The organism is Pseudomonas sp. AC169, from assembly GCF_979258515.1.
Map to the genome: position 1 here is coordinate 413006 of NZ_OZ409866.1, position 16237 is coordinate 429242.

12 protein-coding genes are annotated in these 16237 nt (G+C 61.1%); 4 read left to right on the top strand and 8 right to left on the bottom strand.

Going from position 1 to position 16237, the window contains the following annotated elements; translation table 11 throughout:
- Nucleotides 1–6: 6 nt before the first annotated feature.
- From ACZZ0G_RS01795 to ACZZ0G_RS01820, 6 genes are all read right to left on the bottom strand, one after another.
- Nucleotides 7–990, bottom strand: a complete 984-nt coding sequence (locus ACZZ0G_RS01795; RefSeq protein ID WP_463555088.1) for a FecR family protein — start codon at nt 988–990, stop codon at nt 7–9.
- Between the two features lie 40 nt (nt 991–1030).
- Nucleotides 1031–1522 carry a sigma-70 family RNA polymerase sigma factor gene (locus ACZZ0G_RS01800; protein WP_463555089.1) on the bottom strand — a complete coding sequence of 164 codons (492 nt, stop codon included), beginning with the start codon at nt 1520–1522 and terminating at the stop codon, nt 1031–1033.
- A gap of 92 nt (nt 1523–1614) precedes the next feature.
- The gene (locus ACZZ0G_RS01805; protein ID WP_463555090.1) at nt 1615–1992 is read right to left on the bottom strand and encodes a c-type cytochrome; all 378 of its coding nucleotides are present in this window, start codon (nt 1990–1992) and stop codon (nt 1615–1617) included.
- A 113-nt stretch (nt 1993–2105) separates the two neighbouring features.
- A complete protein-coding gene (locus ACZZ0G_RS01810) occupies nt 2106–6575 on the bottom strand; it encodes a hemagglutinin repeat-containing protein (RefSeq protein ID WP_463555091.1) in 4470 nt (1489 codons plus the stop codon).
- Nucleotides 6576–6672: 97 nt separating this feature from the next.
- Complete coding sequence (locus ACZZ0G_RS01815; protein ID WP_463555092.1) at nt 6673–8400, bottom strand: ShlB/FhaC/HecB family hemolysin secretion/activation protein; 1728 nt, start codon at nt 8398–8400, stop codon at nt 6673–6675.
- A gap of 108 nt (nt 8401–8508) precedes the next feature.
- Nucleotides 8509–9642 (bottom strand): MFS transporter, encoded by a 1134-nt coding sequence (locus tag ACZZ0G_RS01820; protein WP_463555093.1) that lies wholly within the window; start codon nt 9640–9642, stop codon nt 8509–8511.
- A gap of 98 nt (nt 9643–9740) precedes the next feature.
- On the opposite strand from ACZZ0G_RS01820, the gene ACZZ0G_RS01825 reads away from it, so the two are divergent.
- The 3 genes from ACZZ0G_RS01825 (at nt 9741) to ACZZ0G_RS01835 (ending at nt 13300) form a co-directional block, all read left to right on the top strand.
- Entirely contained in the window at nt 9741–10505 is a 765-nt protein-coding gene (locus ACZZ0G_RS01825; RefSeq protein ID WP_463555094.1) for an AraC family transcriptional regulator, read from the top strand.
- 96 nt (nt 10506–10601) lie between these two features.
- The gene (locus ACZZ0G_RS01830; protein WP_463555095.1) at nt 10602–11711 is read left to right on the top strand and encodes an HlyD family secretion protein; all 1110 of its coding nucleotides are present in this window, start codon (nt 10602–10604) and stop codon (nt 11709–11711) included.
- Nucleotides 11708–13300, top strand: coding sequence for a DHA2 family efflux MFS transporter permease subunit (locus ACZZ0G_RS01835; protein ID WP_463555096.1), 1593 nt, complete (start codon nt 11708–11710; stop codon nt 13298–13300). The genes ACZZ0G_RS01830 and ACZZ0G_RS01835 overlap by 4 nt, the downstream gene beginning before the upstream one ends.
- A gap of 138 nt (nt 13301–13438) precedes the next feature.
- Here ACZZ0G_RS01835 and ACZZ0G_RS01840 read toward each other — a convergent pair whose 3' ends face one another.
- Complete coding sequence (locus ACZZ0G_RS01840; RefSeq protein ID WP_463555097.1) at nt 13439–13879, bottom strand: carboxymuconolactone decarboxylase family protein; 441 nt, start codon at nt 13877–13879, stop codon at nt 13439–13441.
- A 186-nt stretch (nt 13880–14065) separates the two neighbouring features.
- Between ACZZ0G_RS01840 and ACZZ0G_RS01845 the strand changes: the two genes are divergently transcribed.
- Nucleotides 14066–14365 (top strand): hypothetical protein, encoded by a 300-nt coding sequence (locus ACZZ0G_RS01845; protein WP_463555098.1) that lies wholly within the window; start codon nt 14066–14068, stop codon nt 14363–14365.
- 145 nt (nt 14366–14510) lie between these two features.
- On the opposite strand, the gene ACZZ0G_RS01850 is transcribed toward ACZZ0G_RS01845, so the two are convergent.
- Nucleotides 14511–16082: a sensor domain-containing diguanylate cyclase gene (locus ACZZ0G_RS01850; protein ID WP_463555099.1), complete on the bottom strand. Its 1572-nt coding sequence runs from the start codon at nt 16080–16082 to the stop codon at nt 14511–14513.
- Nucleotides 16083–16237: the final 155 nt, after the last annotated feature.

Consider the following 16237-nt stretch of genomic DNA (forward strand, 5'->3'; position numbering starts at 1 on the left):
TGAATTTTATTTTTCGATTATTTCCTGACTGCCATCGGCAAGGGTGCGAACGGCCACTGGCAGGATGCTTGGCAAGGCTTTGAGCAAGGCGTCGGTGTTGTCGGATTTGAACACGCTGGTCAGGCGCAGACTGGCCACTGCCGGATTGGCAACGGTCAGCGGCTTGTCGCGATAACGCGACACTTCGGCGGCGACTTCACTGAGGCTGGCGTTGTTGAACACCAGTTTGCCGCTGCGCCACGCCGTCAGTTCCGCTGCGTTGACCGCGTAGGCTGCGGCGACTTTTCCTTGCGCATCGACATGGGTGCCGAGACCTGCGGTCAGGTTGATGAATTCGCTATCCGGCGAGTTGTGGCCCTGCACCTTGACCGTGCCCTGCTCCACCGCCACGCGGGTTTGCGTGACATCGCGGCGCACATCAAAACGGGTGCCGGTGACCGTGACCTTGCCGCTGCCCGCCTCGACCACGAAGGGTCGCGAAGTATCGTGCTCGACGCTGAACATCGCTTCGCCTTCGCTTAATTCAATGACTCGACGATCCTTTTCATAACGCACCTGCAAGCGGCTGCGACTGTTCAGATCGATCACCGAACCGTCCGGCAGCGCCACATGTTTACGCTCACCCAACGCCGTGGCGAACTCGGCGCTGTAGCCGCCCGGATGATTCAAACCGCTGAACAAACCCAGGCCGATCGCCACCGCCAGGACACTGGCGGCCACCGCATACCGCAACAACGGACGGCGTCCACGGCGTGTTGGCGACGTTTCAGCAAGGGCCTGGAGGCGTGACGCCGGCAGCAAATCCGCTGCCGACCACAAGCCCTGCAGCAACTGGAATTCGTCACGGTGCTGCGGATGTTCATTCAGCCAGGCGTCAAAGCGCTGCTGCTCGGCGGCATCAACGGCCGGCTCCTGCAATCGCACAAACCAGCGAGCCGCGTCATCGCGCACCGTTGTTTGCCCGCACGCGCAATCACGCGTATCCATCATGGAATGTCCTGTTGGGCTGGGGATGAAATGTCGCAGCGGCTCATGACTGCAACCCGTCGAGGCGATCACGCAGATGCCGCAGGGTGCGGATCATATACTTTTCGACCATGTTCTTGGACAGCCCCAGGCGTTCGGCGATTTCGGCCTGGGTCAGACCTTCGATCTTCTGCCAGACAAAGATCTTGCGGCAATTGACCGGCAACTCGCTGAGCGCCCGTTCAATGGAGTCAGCCAACTGGATCGCATGCATGTAATGCTCCGGGTCGCCGGACGACGACTCTCCGTGATCGATTGCCTGCGACTCCATGGCGCCACGCCGATCCTCACGCCGATAGCCGTCGACCGCAATATTGCGCGCGGTCTGGTGCAAATACGCCCGTGGCTGCTGCACCGCCGCTGAATCGGATTCGAGCACGTGCACAAAGGTGTCGTGCGCCAGATCCTCGGCCTGCGCGCGGTTGCGCAGGCGACGAGTCCAGGTGCCGATCAACTCTTCGTAATGCTCGAAAAAGCCGGGTCTGCGGGGACGCATGGGGGATATGGGCGGCGTGCTGAGGAAAAGGGTGTGAATAGTAATGGTTACCATTAAGCCGAAGCAATGGATTCCTCGACCGAACATCCGGATCATCGTTTGATTGAAATCACACCACTCATGTACTCATGCAGATCGCGCAGATCCTTAACGCTCCAGGCATGGGGCGGTATCTTTACGCCGTTGTCCTTCAGCGTTTTCGGAATCAGGTTGCCGTTCGGACGAAGGATGATCGACGACACAATCACGCCCGGGTATTCATTCAGGCGTTTTTTGAACGCGGGCGTTGTCAGGTCAGGTGTGGGTGGATTGCTTTTCTGCGCCAGCGGTCCGGTGCCCTTTATATCGGCGCCGTGGCACACAGCGCAGCGCTGCGAATAGAGGTTTTTGCCGTTGCTGTTATCCGCGAAGGACACGGATGGTTGGGCGATCAACAAAGCCCCGAGTACAGCGAAGAATGCTGTTTTCATTGTTTGCCTCCCTGGCATCTTTAGGTCGCGCATGATGCGCGAGATTTAACGCCTGGCGCTCCCACAGGGTTCGGTGGTGGATGGCAGATCTGGCACATCCACTACCGTTGGTTTTAGCCTTTTTCGTCGATCCCGGCTTGCAGGGTCTGGGTGTCGAGATGCCCGCTCAAAGTGACCGGGCCGACTTTCAGGTTGCCGTTTTCATAGGAAACCTTCGGTGCGTTTTCCTCGGCTTTATGCGGCAGATCGAGGCCAGCCTTAATGCCGACGTCAAGGTTATTCAGATCACTACTGCTGACCTTCGAACCACCGAGATCGACCTTCCCTTGCGTCGCCGAAATCCGCGCGCCGGTCAGTTGTGTCGCGCCGCCGACCGCGAGGTTCAGACCTTGATTTGCACTGATCCCGGACGCCTGCGCAACGCTGTCCTTGTGTGCATATTCACCCTGCGCGTTCAGCGTCGGCTTGTAGTCGGTGCCGGCGAGTTTTTCCTTGTCGCTCGGTGGATTTTTCTTCGCCGTCAGGCCCAGATCGACATCAACCTTGGCGTGATTGCTAGAGTCCTGACGGCTTTCAACGCTCAGATCACCTGCGACCTTGCCGCTGACATCTTTAGCGTCGATACGCGCACCCGCCAGCTGTGCATCACCGGCGCTGTTCAACACCACGCTGTCAGCCTTGATCTGGCTGTTCTGCTGCGTGCTGCCCTGCAAGTAATCCACACCCACCTTGGCCCCGGCATTGAAGCCGTGATCGCTGCTGGCCTTCTCATCAGCGGCGGTCGGGGTTTTGCTGCTGAGGTTGCCGCCGGCATTCAGCGCGACATTCCAGTTATTGCGGTGGTCGGTGGAGTGCGCCGACTCCTGCACATAACCGCCCTTCTGCGCGTCGATGCTGACGTTCGGTGCGCTGACTTGCGTGCCTTGCAGATGAATCGAATCACCGCTCAACGCGATGCCGCTCTGGCTGCTGAGCTGGCCACCGGTAAGGGTTTTCGAATCCTCGTTGACCCGACCGATGTTGAAGTTGCCACTCAGATTGCCACCCTGATCACGGCTCTTCTCGCTGCTGGTTTTGCTGCCGCCGCCCTTCAAGCCGCCGCCGAGGTTGCTGCCGGTGGCGGTGTGGGTGTCGGTTGCGGCTTGCAGATCGAGCTTGCCGTCGGCGTGCAGATTTACGGCGCCAGCGCTGTCGATCTTGCTGCCTTGCTGGACTTGATTGCCGCCGCTGCTGAGTTGCACCGGACCATTGCCGCTGATGCTCGCCACGTGGGCCTGCGTGTCAGTGCTTTGCTTGCCGGTGTGATCGAGCTGGAAACCGGCGCCGAGATCGACGTTGGTGCCATCGGTACCCGGCAAGGTGCCGACCGTGAGCGAGCCATTGCCGCGCAGGCTGCTGTCATTGTTGCTCTGGCGGTCGTTGGCCTGATTCAGCGCCAGATCACCGCCGGTGTTGATGCTCACACCGCCCTGCCCGCCGTCGAAACGGCTGCCTTCGAACTGCGCGTCGCCACCGACCTTGATGTTCACACCCTGGCTGCCGGCATAAGCGCCGACCACGGCGCTGGAGCTGTCCTTGCTCGACGCACTGTTGCCACCCGCGCCGCTGCCAGCGACGTTCACGTCTTCACCGGTCTTGGTGTAGACGCGCACATCGACCTTGGCATCCACCGCGTTCGCGCTGCTGCTGTGCGTGTTGCTGGCAGCGTCGGCGAGCAGTTGGTCAGCGCTGATGTTCACTTGGCCGGCGCTAGCGTTGTATTGCGTGCCTTGGTCGTGCAGCGTGCCAGTGGTTTTCACATCGACAGTGCCGCCGTCAAAACGGCTGACCACAGCGTTGTTGTTCTGCTCGGTTTTGCTGGCGCTGCCGTGACCAACTGCGACGTCGATACCAACGTTCGGCTGACCGAGATTGGCCAGCGCGTGCTTGTCCGGCACCTTGCCGTTGAGCACGTCTTTGACTGCGCCTGCGATCGGCCGGGCGATGTCTTTGTATTCGACGTTGGCGCCGATGTCCGCCGACCAGTTGCTCTCGTTGTGCGTGCTGCTGCCAGTGTTGCTGGCCGCGCGATTGTCGATCTCGTTGGCAGCAACATTCAGACCGTTGCCAGCCTTGAGTTGTGCGCCTTCGGTGGCGAGTTTGTCGGCATTGATGGTCAGGCCACCGCTGCTCTGCACGTTGCTGGTTTGCGCAGTGGTTTTGCTGGTCGAATCCTGCGCCGTGCTGTGGGCGAAATCAACGCCACTGCCGGCACGGTCGAGGCCGCCGGTGTAGTAGAAACCACCGCCGGTGCTGGAGCTGTCGGTGGAGGTTTTGTGGCTGTCGGCTTCGGCGAGCAAGGAGACATTCTTGCCGCTCAACGTCGTGTCGCCAGCGGTGGATTTCACTTCCGCGCCTTTGAGCGTGACGTCACCGCCCGCCTTCACCTGCACGCTGCCGCCGCTGAGGCCGGAGCCTTGCTGAGTGACATCGTTGCTGGTGACGGTTTGCTGTTTGTCTTCGTAGTGAATCCCGGCGCGATACTGCTCCGGCGTCTGCTCTTTGGCGTACGCATCGAAGCCACGGGTTTGCGTGGTGTCACTGCTGTCATGGGTGTTCTGCGCGGAATGCACGTTGACGTCACCCGCTGCGTCGGCCGTCAACGCACCGTCAGCCTTGACCGTCGAGCCAGCGACTTCAATGTCCTTGGCACTCTTGAGCTTGAGGTTGCTGTCGGACACCAGTTCGCTGCGCACGGTGCTGCTGTCTTTGCTGTTCTGCCGCGACTCATCCTTGGTGATGCCGAAGAACTTGCTGTCCTTGTCGTGATTGTTGCTGTGCGCGGTGTCCTGCACGCCATCGATGACCAGCGAACCTTTATCGCTGATCACGCTGGCGTCAGTGCCGCCACGTACTTGACTGCCGCTGATGCGCACATCGTCAGCCTTGACGATCAACTTGCCGCTGGCGTTGATCTTGCTGCCCTGATGCTGGGTCTTGCCCTTGTCGGCGTCGCCAGTCTTGCCGAAGAAACCACCGCCGACCAGATCGCCGGAATAACGGTTGTCGCTGCTGCGATTGGCGTGCGTGGCGGTGGTGATTTCCACCTGTTTGCCGGCCAGTTGCACGTCGCCGGCGCTGCTCAATTCAGCACCTTCTGAGCGCAACAACGCAGCGGTTTGCAGGGCGATGTTACCGGCCTTCAATTGGCTGGTAACGCTGCGCTGTTCTTCGCTGCTGCTGTTCCAGTCGGCTTTCCACAGGTGCTTGCGGTGGTTGCCTTGATCGGTCTGGGTGTGGCTTTCTGTGGCGGCGGTCAGGCGCAGATCGCCGCCGCTTTGCACGTCGAGATTCTTCGCGGCTTCGACTTTGGCGGCTTTCAGTTCAGTGTCTTTGCCGGACAACAACTTGGCGTCACGACTGGCGATAATCTGGCTGCCGTGCTGGCGCGATTCACTGTCGGTCTGGGTGCGATCGTAGGTTTCCCAGGTGATGCCGATGGTGCTGTTGTTCCAGTTTTCGCGCTTCTCCTGAAGCTTGCGGCTTTCGACCGTGGACAGGGTCAGGTTGCGTTTCGCGTTGACTGTGACGTCGCGACCGCTAACGTCAGTGGCGGCCAGATTCAGATCCTTGCCGCTGTGCAAAGCGACATCGCCCTGACTGCTGCGAATACCGGCGCGAGTCACGTCGAGGCTGTTGGCCACGGCTTCACCGCTGACACTCAAATCCCCGGCCGAGCGAATCTGCACGCCATCGCGCCCAACCACTTGCACCGGGCCAACCCGCACGCCTGCCCCTTCGGCGGTACTGACAATATTGATGCGCCCGGCCTGCATCGCGCCGAACAGGCTGGCATCGATGCGTTGATCAGCGGTATTGCCCGCCGGATCCACGGTTTTTACCTGACCGCTGGCGTAATCGACCTGATTGCGCCCGACCGTGAGATTCAATTGATCGCGCGCAGTGATCGCGCCCTGGCTGTCGATACGCGGCGCGATCAGGTTGATCGAACCCTCGCCGTTGCGCAGGCCGCCGCTGTGAATCTGCAACTGACCGCTGGCGTCACGGCTGTTCAGGCTTTGCAGTTTGCCGTCATTCAATTCCGGGCGACCGACCACGAGATTGGCGTTCGGCGTGTTGATGAAACTGCCGCCATTCACCGAGATGCCGTTGGGGTTGGCCAGCACGTAATCGGCAGGCCGACCGAAGATTTCCTGCGCGCCGTTGATGGCCGAAGGATTGCGACTGATCACTTCGTTGAGGATCACGCTCGCGGCCTGGCCTTGCAGTTGCGGGTTGGCCGCCAGTTGCCCGGCCAGTTGCGATTGCCCGGCCTGCAAGGCGTTGTTCAGCACCAGGCCTTGGCGGTCGACGTTGTAGTCGAGGAACTGGTTGTGCGACAGGCCCGAACCGTTGGGCGCGACGATGTTGACGATGGGCACACCGCCCTGGGTCTGCAATTGCGCAGTGCCGCCGGGGCCTGGTGCGACCACGACGCCACCGGCGAGCGCGCTCGGCAGGTGCACGGCGAAGAACAGGCTGGCAATCGCCCAGCGCAATTTGCCCCGAGGCGAAAGATGAAATGCAAAGGTGTGTGCTGGCATAAAAACGTCTCCATGTGAGTACGGCATCACGTTGCGCGTTTAGTCTTGGCCGTGGCTGACGCGCTCAGATCCGACGGCTGTTGTTTCACTGCGTTGTTCAGATTTGCAGGCCGACGCGCATCAGCCAGGTTTCCGGCTCATGTTGCAGACCGTTCGGGATGTTCAGAGCGCGCTGGTAATCGACGTCCACTTGCAGGTTCTTCCAGCCCAGATTCAGACCCACACTGGCGCCATTCAGGCGTTGGCCCTGCGCGCCGTGATCAGCCTTGATCCAGCCGTGGTCGAGGCCCACACGCGGGGTGATCTGCACCGGCCATTCGCTGCGCAGCGGCAGGCGCAAGGTGTTGCGCCAGATCGCACCGCTGGCACCGGAGGCACTGCTGATCCGATAGCCGCGTACCGCCGAGTCGTCGGTGCCGAGCAATTGTTCGATCGCTGGCAGCGGGTCCGGGCTGTACTGCACATTGAGCTGGCTCTGCCACTGCCAGACCTGCGCGCCAAGCTGACCATTGCGCCATTGGCTGAGGCCGGCGCGGTACTTGCGAAACTGTGCTTTGGGCAGGTTGTTGATCTGCTGCTGCGAGTCATCGTCGGCGCCAAACCAGCGCAGGCCCTGAGCGTAATTAATGTCGAGGTTCCACACCGCGCGGTCGAGCCAGAACAGATTGAGTCCGGCCTCGGCCACGGTCAGGGTCGGGCTCTGAATACCGAGGCGAACGTCTTGCAGATAACTGTCGACATCCTTGTGCGCCAGTTGCAGGTTGGCGCTGAGCTGACGGCTCTGGTCGCGCCACAACACGCGGTCGGCACGCAGACTGACCTGGCTGGTGATGCCGGTATTGTGAAAGGTCACGCTCGGCAGTTTGAACGGCGCGCGGTATTCGGCGTGACTGGCGAACACGCTGTAAGTCCAGTAGCCGTAAGGGATCGCGTAATACAGGCTGGCGTTGCGGCTGTAACGATCGCCCTGATTGAGCGTGTCGCTGGCGCTGAGGCTCAACAAATCGTTGAGTTGCAACGGGCTGTCGAGACTCAGACTGACGGTGTCGCGATCACGTCCGGTGCTGGCGCTGCCAAGATTGTCGATGCCCGCGTTCAAGGCCCAGCGCGAATGCGCGGACGTGCGCGAACGCAGGATGATCCGCGAGGCGCCGGGCTGGGTGCCGGGGGCGATGTCGGCGGTGAGATCGATCGAGCGCAGGCGATTCAATTGATCGAGGCCCTGCTCCAGATCGCGCAGGTTCAGCGGCTCGCCGAGCATCCCCGGAAACGCGCCGCCCAACGAAACCGGCAGACTTTGATCGGCCAGTTCGATGGACTCGATGTAGCCTTCGTCAACGCGGATATCCAGCGACTGCCCCGCTGCCGGTGCGCTAACCAAATACGGGCGGCTGGCGATGTAGCCCTTGTCGACGTAGCTCGCGGTGATGGTCGCCAGCAGATGATTGATCTGGCCGACGCCCATACACGGCGCCAGCAGCGGTTTGATCCGCGCGTTGAGTTTGTCGCTGTCGATCAGCGTGACACCACCGATGCGCGTGCCGCTCAGCGGCCAGCAACGCTCATCAGGGGCGACGGTTTGCGGGATGGCCGGCGTGAGCGGCGCCGAACCGAACGCGCCGCGCTCTAACTGCCGCTTCCTTTGCTCAAGTTGCAGTTGTTGCAGATCGCGCTGCTGCTGTTGTTGCTGGCGCAGCACTTCCTGGCCCGGCGCGACAGGCTCGGCTGCTTCAATCGAGGAGGCACAGACACTCAACACAAAGGCCGACAGCAGCGGGCAACGCGTGGCACAACGACGAAAAACAGCGCGAAACGGAAACGGCACGCAACTTCCTTGCGATCATCAAATGGCGTAATGCCACGTCATCAATAATCGTGATAGTCGGAGCCATCCCACACAAAAGCAAGACGCTTCCTACAGCGCTTACATTTCTTAAACAATTGCTTTGCCGGGCTTTATTGTCAGCAGCAAAGCCACGGCGCTGCACGCTATCAGGGTTTCCCCGAGGGCTTGAAACCAGCCGGCGAGCATCAGACCCGCGCCGATCAGCAGGTAATACATCAAACCCAACAACGCCCCGGCGGTGCCCAGCCGATCAGCGTAATTGGCCAGGGCCGAACCGAGAATGTTCGGGATCGCCAGGCCAAACGCCAACACCACCAGCAGCATCGGCAGGACGAAAGCATCACTTCTTTGCAACGACCAGACACCCACGCCGCCCAGCAATGCGATGACAGACGCGAGGCGAATCAACTGCAAAGGTTTGAACCCGGCCTGCAATAAATACCGGTTGAGCCACGCTCCAAAACCTGAGCCCAGCGCAAGCAGCACGCCGCTGTAACCGAACCAGCTGGCGGCCAACCCCAGCCGCTGAAAAATGAACGGGCCGAGGCTGTAGTAACTGAACAGCGCCACATTGAACGAAGCGATCCAAAGGGCTGAGCGCCAAATGCCAGGGTCGCGCAACATTCGCCCGAGAGTTTCGAGCAGGCCGACAGAACGGACTGGCCGTGGCCGGGTTTCAGCCAGGGTGTACCAACTCCACAACCACAACACGGTTACCAGCAACAACAATGTGCCGAGAACGCCGCGATAACCGAACAGTTGCACCAACCCGGCCCCACTGAACAAACCAAGCGCCGGACTGGCCGCCAGCGCGATGCCCACCAGGGAAAACACCTGCGCCAGTTCGGCACCTTTAAAGCGGTCGCGCAATACGGTTTGCGTGACCACCGAACCCACCGCCGCACCGAACGCCGCCACCATCTGTGCCACCAACAAGCCGTTGAAACTGCTGACCCGCAGACCGAACAGCGTGGCGGCTGCGTAAATGGCCAGGCCGGTAAGCATCGCCGGGCGTCGACCGATGCGATCGCACAGACGTCCCCACACCACCACACCCACGGCGAACGCCAGGAAATACACCGACAACGTCTGCGCCGCCGCTTGCGGGCCGACCTGAAACACCCGCCCGATATCACCGAGCGCCGGGCTGTACAGGGTTTGCCCGATCTGCGGAAACATCAGCAGGGCAATCGCCAGCCATAAGAAATTTCTACTGTTCATCCTTCTGCACTCCTCCAATAAATCGCCGAGGAGTTTAAGAAGTGCCGTCTGGCGTATTATCCGAACCCTGCCAATTTATCGCGGAAATCGGACAACCCATGGCTTGGCTCGACGCCCATGCAACCTTTGACGCTGATCGTTTTCCTGCCCCGGTAATCGGTATCGCCTCGACCTTGGGCGATCACGATTCCGGCCTGCACCGCCATCAACGCGGACAATTGCTGTACACGCGACAAGGCTGCACGCGGATTACCCTGGCGCAGCAATTGTGCCTGTTACCGCCGTCGCGGGCGGCGTGGATTCCGCCGGGTGTCAGCCATCGCGCGGTGATGCAACAGAGTGTCGATTACCGCTCCATCTACTTGATCCCCGCACTGTGCGCCACGCTGCCGCAACAAGTCTGCGTGATCGAAGTCAGCCCTTTGTTGCGCGCCGTGCTGGAACCGATGGCGCTGGCGGATTTCGCCACGGATTGGCAGCAAGGCAAATTCGCCCACCTGCTCGGCCTGTGCCTGAGCGAAATCGCTGAAGCGACGCAGCAACCGATGTTGTTGCCATTACCCGCGGACAAACGCCTGGCGCCCCTGCTGAAAACGCCCGAGCGACTGCCGCCGGAACTGCAAGTGCTGGAGCAGCAGATCGGCGCCAGCAGTCGCACCATCGGGCGAATCTTCCAGCGCGAAACCGGCATGAGTTATCAGCAATGGCGCCAGCAGTGGCGCCTGATGCGCGCGATGGAATTGCTCGCCACCGGGCGCAGCCTGAGTTACGGCGCTTTCGAAACGGGTTTTGCCAGCGACAGCGCCTTCATCGCCTTCTTCAAAGCCATGACCGGCAGCACACCGGGCCACTGGCTCAAATGAGCAACTGACGATCGGTGGCAGAAATCATTTGCGACTAAATATTACCTGCGTCATATTACAGCCGTAATAACGACCCGATTGATCAGGTAATCCGCCATGACCAGCATGCCCACCCTCGAACCTGTTGTGGTGAAGACCAAGCCGCCCCTGCTTAAACGCTTGCTGCTTCCCGGCGCCGGCTTGCTCGCGCTGATCTTCGCCGGTATGTACGCCGTGCACTGGTGGGGCACCGGGCGTTTTCTCGAAGAAACCGACGATGCTTATATCGGTGGTGACGTCACGGTGATCGGGCCGAAAGTCGCCGGTTACATCGATGAAGTGCTGGTCAGCGACAACCAGCACGTTAAGGCTGGCGACGTGTTGATTCGCCTCGACGCCCGCGACTATCGCGCCAACCTCGCCAAAGCCGAAGGCGCGGTCGCCGCCGAAGAAGCGCTGCTGGCCAACCTCGATGCCACCGAACAACTGCAACAAGCGGTGATCGGTCAGGCCCGCGCCGGCATCGACGCCGCTGGCGCGGAAACCGCGCGCTCGCGGGATGACAACGCGCGCTACAAACGCCTGGTCACCACCAATGCGGTGTCGGTAGAAAGCGCACAACGCGCCGACGCCACCTTCAAAACCGCGCAAGCCCTAAGCGCCCGTGCGCAAGCCGAACTGCTCGCCGCGCAACGCCAACTGGCGGTGATCGACACGCAGAAACAACAGGCCCGCGCCGCCCTTCAACAAGCCCGCGCCGAACGCGATCTGGCGCAGTTGAACCTCGGCTACACCGAACTGCGCGCACCGTTCGATGGTGTGATTGGCAATCGCCGCGCACGGGTTGGCGCCTATGCCCAGGCCGGTTCACAACAGCTCTCGGTGGTGCCGGCCAGCGGCCTGTGGGTCGATGCCAATTTCAAGGAAGACCAATTGGCGCGGATGAAACCCGGCCAGCGCGTAAGCATTCGTGCCGACGTCCTTTCCGGTCAGGAATTTCACGGTCGCCTCGACAGCCTCGCCCCCGCGACCGGCTCGCAGTTCAGCGTGCTGCCGCCGGAAAACGCTACCGGCAACTTCACCAAAATCGTCCAGCGCGTACCGGTGCGCATCCTCCTCGATCCGGCTGACGGCGTGCTCGGGCACTTGCGCCCGGGCCTGTCGGTGACTGCAGAAGTCGATACCCGCGCACATCCCGAAAACACCGCTGTGGCCGTCGCGCCATGAGCACCGCCCTCGCCGCCCCGGCGCAACCGTTCAACGCCGCCGACATGGCGACCGCGACCAAGGTGTTCGCCTTCGCGACCATGTGCATTGGCATGTTCATCGCGCTGCTGGATATCCAGATTGTCTCGGCGTCGCTGCGCGATATCGGCGGCGGACTGTCCGCCGGCACCGATGAAACCGCGTGGGTGCAGACCAGTTACCTGATCGCCGAAATCATCGTGATTCCGCTGTCCGGCTGGCTGTCGCGAGTGTTCTCCACACGCTGGTTGTTCTGCGCGTCGGCGGTCGGTTTCACCCTCGCCAGCCTGCTCTGCGGCGTGGCCTGGAACATCCAGAGCATGATTGCCTTTCGCGCGCTGCAAGGGTTTCTCGGCGGCTCGATGATTCCGCTGGTGTTCACCACCGCGTTCTTTTTCTTTACCGGCAAACAGCGAGTAATCGCCGCCGCGACCATCGGCGCAGTCGCGTCACTGGCACCGACATTGGGGCCGGTGATCGGTGGCTGGATCACTGATATTTCTTCGTGGCACTGGTTGTTCTACATCAACCTGGTGCCGGGGATTTTCGTTGCCGTGGCCGTACCGATGCTGGTGAAAATCGACCAGCCGGAATTGTCCCTGCTAAAAGGCGCGGACTACCTGAGCATGGTGTTTCTCGCGCTGTTTCTCGGCTGCCTGGAATACACCCTCGAAGAAGGCCCGCGCTGGAACTGGTTCAGCGATCAGACCATCCTCACCACGGCGTGGATCAGCGGCCTCGCCGGCCTGGCCTTCATCGGCCGCACCTTGCACGTGGCCAATCCGATCGTCGATCTGCGCGCGCTCAAGGATCGCAATTTCGCCCTCGGTTGCTTCTTTTCGTTCGTCACCGGCATTGGTCTGTTCGCGACGATTTACCTGACGCCGCTGTTTCTCGGCCGCGTCCGCGGCTATGGCGCACTGGACATTGGTCTGGCGGTTTTCTCCACCGGCGTGTTCCAGATCATGGCGATTCCGCTGTATGCCTTTCTGGCCAATCGCATGGACCTGCGCTGGATCATGATGATCGGTCTCGGCTTGTTCGCGGTGTCGATGTGGGAGTTCAGCCCGATCACCCACGACTGGGGCGCGGGGCAATTGATGCTGCCGCAAGCGTTGCGCGGGATTGCCCAGCAATTGGCGGTGCCGCCAGCGGTGACGCTGACCTTGGGAGGGTTGGCGCCGGCACGCTTGAAGCATGCGTCGGGGTTGTTCAATCTGATGCGTAATCTGGGTGGGGCGATTGGTATTGCAGCGTGCGCGACCATTCTCAATGACCGCACCAATCTGCATTTCACGCGATTGGCCGAGCATCTGAACAGCAGCAATGAGGCGATGAACCAGTGGCTGTCGCAGGTCGGTGGCAACCTGGCGAATCTGGGCCAGAGCGGCGACGTCGGTGTCACCGCCAGCCTGCGCCAGTTGTGGTTGCTGACCTACCGCGAGGCGCAAACCCAGACCTACGGCGACACCTTTTTGATGATCGGCGTGTGTTTCCTCATCGCCACAGCGATGGTGCCCTTGATGCGCAAGGTGCAACCACCGGCCGCGCCGAGTGCGGATGGGCATTGATCACTATTTTCTGGCCATACCCATTTCCCTTGTGGGAGCGAGCCTGCTCGCGAAGGCGTCGTGTCAGTCACCATGGTTGTTTTCTGACACTCCGCTTTCGCGAGCAGGCTCGCTCCCACAGGGGTTATGCGTTGAGGCTTAAGCCTGCGGGGTTTTGCGGAAGCCCACCGCCAGACGATTCCAGCTGTTGATGGTGCTGATCGCCACGGTCAGGTCGACCATTTCCTTCGGTGTGAACTGCGCGGCGACCACGTCGTAATCTTCGTCCGGCGCGTGGGTCAGGCTCAGTTGCGTCAGCGATTCAGTCCACAGCAGCGCGGCGCGTTCGCGGTCGCTGAAGAACGGCGCTTCACGCCATGCGGTGACCGCGAACAGTCGACGCGGGGTTTCGCCACCCTTCATCGCATCGGTGGTGTGCATATCGATGCAGAACGCGCAGCCATTGATTTGCGAAGCGCGCAGCTTGACCAGTTCGATCAGGGTCTTTTCCAGCGGCAGTTTGGACACTGCAGTTTCCAGCGCGATCATTGCTTTCAAGGCGTCTGGGGAGGCGGTGTAGAAATCGGTACGAGGTTGCATGGTAGCTCCGGGCAGCAAGTGAATGTGTGGCTACGTTAGTCCTCGGACCGGGTTCGGCAAATAGCCAATCTTCCAGAAGATCAGGAGGCCACTCGGATTCGCCACCGACCGCTCGTCAGCCGATCGGCACCAAGGGTTCTGCGCGTCAGACCAATATCAGGTACATGCCCTTTCTGGAGACGGATCATGATCACGCGCAAACTCACCTCGTTATTGCTCGCCGGCCTGCTGGCCACGGCATCGGCCGCCAGCTTCGCCGCCAACGACGGCGCTGACGCTACCGGCACCAAATCCGGTGGCGCGACCAGCACAACCACGCCACCGGATAACACCCCGGGCGCACCCTCGGGCGGTAGCGGTTCTTCGGGTATGGGTTCCGGCACTGGCACCAATGGCGGGGCCAGCGGTTCGGGCTCGGGGGCTGGTGGCGGCACTGGTTCGGCCGGCGGCGGGACTGGCGGTGCGGGCGGTGGCACTGGCGGCTGAACGAACAAGAGCCACCCCAATTAGACAAGGTCCCATGTGGGAGCGAGCCTGCTCACGAAGGCGTCGTGTCAGGTGACTTTTATCTGCCTGACACGGCCTCTTCGCGAGCAGGCTCGCTCCCACAGGGTTTGTGCCAAGGCTTGGATCAGCGGTCCGAGCGCATCAGCTCGGCCAGGCCGCTGTCCAGCGATAACACCGCTGCACGATTGCGTCCGGCATTTTTCGCCTGATACAACGCCGCATCCGCACGCTGGATAAACACTTCCAGGCTGTCATTGCCGCTCGGGATAAACGAATAACAGCCCAGACTCACCGTCAGATACCCGGTCGGCGAGCCGCTGTGGATGATGTGCTTGTCGATCACACTGCGGCGAATCTGCCCGGCAATCGCCAGCGCGCCGTTGATGTCGGTGTCCGGCAACAACACCGCAAACTCTTCACCGCCGTAGCGTACCGCAAGATCGGACTTGCGCTGACAGCACGTCTGCAGCACCTGGGCGACCTGAGTCAGACAATGATCGCCGGCCACGTGGCCATAGGCATCGTTGTACCGCTTGAAGAAATCGATATCGAGCATGATCAGGCTGACCGGGCTGACCTGCCGCGCGCCACGTGCGAACTCGATCTCCAGCGAACGCTCGAACAGACGTCGATTGGCCAGCCCGGTCAGGCTGTCGTGAGTCGCAATCTGCTCCAGCGTGCGCTGCGCCTTGCGCAGGTTTTTCTCGATCCGTTCGCCATCACGTACCTGATGAATGAACACCCAGCCAAACAGGCCGACGCCGAGAATGACCAGGGCGACAATCACACTCGACTGGAATGCGCGCGCGTACCAACCCTCGAGAATCGTGTCACGCGAGGTCGCCGCCGACACCACCAGCGGATACGCCGCCAAACGTCGATAGCCGTACAAGCGCACCACGCCATCGACCACCGAATCGATCATCGCGGTGCCGGCAGCGGCCTCGGGCAGCAACGTGCGATAAATCCGCCCTTGCGCCAGCGACGTGCCAATCAGGTTTTCATCAAACGGACGGCGGGCGAGCAAGGTGCCGTCACTCAGCCCGAGAAACATGATGCCCTTATCATCGAGGCTGAAGCTTTCGAAGAAACGGTCGAAGTACGACATCTTGATCCCGGCCAGCAATACTCCCTGAAAATTGCCGGCGTGATCATTGACGCGTTTGGAAATCGGGATGATCCACTCGCCGTTCTCGCGGCTGCGAATCGCCGGGCCGATGTGCGCCAGTGTCGAGGCATTCTGCTGGTGGAATTTGAAGTACTCGCGGTCGGCCACGCCATTGCCACGGGGCAAATCGGTGAATGAAGTAATCACCCACTGGCCCTGCGTGTCGAAGAGAAACATGCCATGCAACTGATCGAGTTGCTGCACGCGCCGGGCGAAGGTTTTCTGCAGGCGCGGCTTCTGCGTGGTGCCGTAGCCGTCATCCTGAATCCAGTCGACCAGGCTGGTCATCACCAGATCGGCGGCCAGAAAGGTGTCCTCGGCTTGCTGCGCCATCGCCCGGGTCAGGTTGCTCGAAGCCATTTTCGCCACCGCCAGATCCTGCCGTCGCGACTGCTCCAGTTGCAGGTACAGCAAACCGGACAGGCACAACCCCACCGCAACGATAAACAGCACCGCCGCTTTGCGCAGCGGCAGGCGTTTAAGGGTGCCTCCGGGGGCCTGATGCGGATCGTGAATGGGGATAGGCAAAAGCAAGTCCTGGGCAGGTACGACAAGGGCGCCAGCGGGAAAACCCTTATGTCTGTGAGCGTAGCCCACCGGAATCTACGGGGCAAACGCCCCGCTCCCGCCCAGCTATATCGGCGCGCAACGAGATTGGATGATCGCTGTTCGTCGATTTATTT

Coding starts and splice junctions, on each gene's coding strand:
- ACZZ0G_RS01810 (WP_463555091.1), bottom strand. CDS start 6,575: ATGCCAGCACACACCTTTGCATTTCATCTTTCGCCTCGGGGCAAATTG.
- ACZZ0G_RS01835 (WP_463555096.1), top strand. CDS start 11,708: ATGAGCACCGCCCTCGCCGCCCCGGCGCAACCGTTCAACGCCGCCGAC.
- ACZZ0G_RS01805 (WP_463555090.1), bottom strand. CDS start 1,992: ATGAAAACAGCATTCTTCGCTGTACTCGGGGCTTTGTTGATCGCCCAA.
- ACZZ0G_RS01795 (WP_463555088.1), bottom strand. CDS start 990: ATGATGGATACGCGTGATTGCGCGTGCGGGCAAACAACGGTGCGCGAT.
- ACZZ0G_RS01840 (WP_463555097.1), bottom strand. CDS start 13,879: ATGCAACCTCGTACCGATTTCTACACCGCCTCCCCAGACGCCTTGAAA.
- ACZZ0G_RS01800 (WP_463555089.1), bottom strand. CDS start 1,522: ATGCGTCCCCGCAGACCCGGCTTTTTCGAGCATTACGAAGAGTTGATC.
- ACZZ0G_RS01845 (WP_463555098.1), top strand. CDS start 14,066: ATGATCACGCGCAAACTCACCTCGTTATTGCTCGCCGGCCTGCTGGCC.
- ACZZ0G_RS01820 (WP_463555093.1), bottom strand. CDS start 9,642: ATGAACAGTAGAAATTTCTTATGGCTGGCGATTGCCCTGCTGATGTTT.
- ACZZ0G_RS01830 (WP_463555095.1), top strand. CDS start 10,602: ATGACCAGCATGCCCACCCTCGAACCTGTTGTGGTGAAGACCAAGCCG.
- ACZZ0G_RS01825 (WP_463555094.1), top strand. CDS start 9,741: ATGGCTTGGCTCGACGCCCATGCAACCTTTGACGCTGATCGTTTTCCT.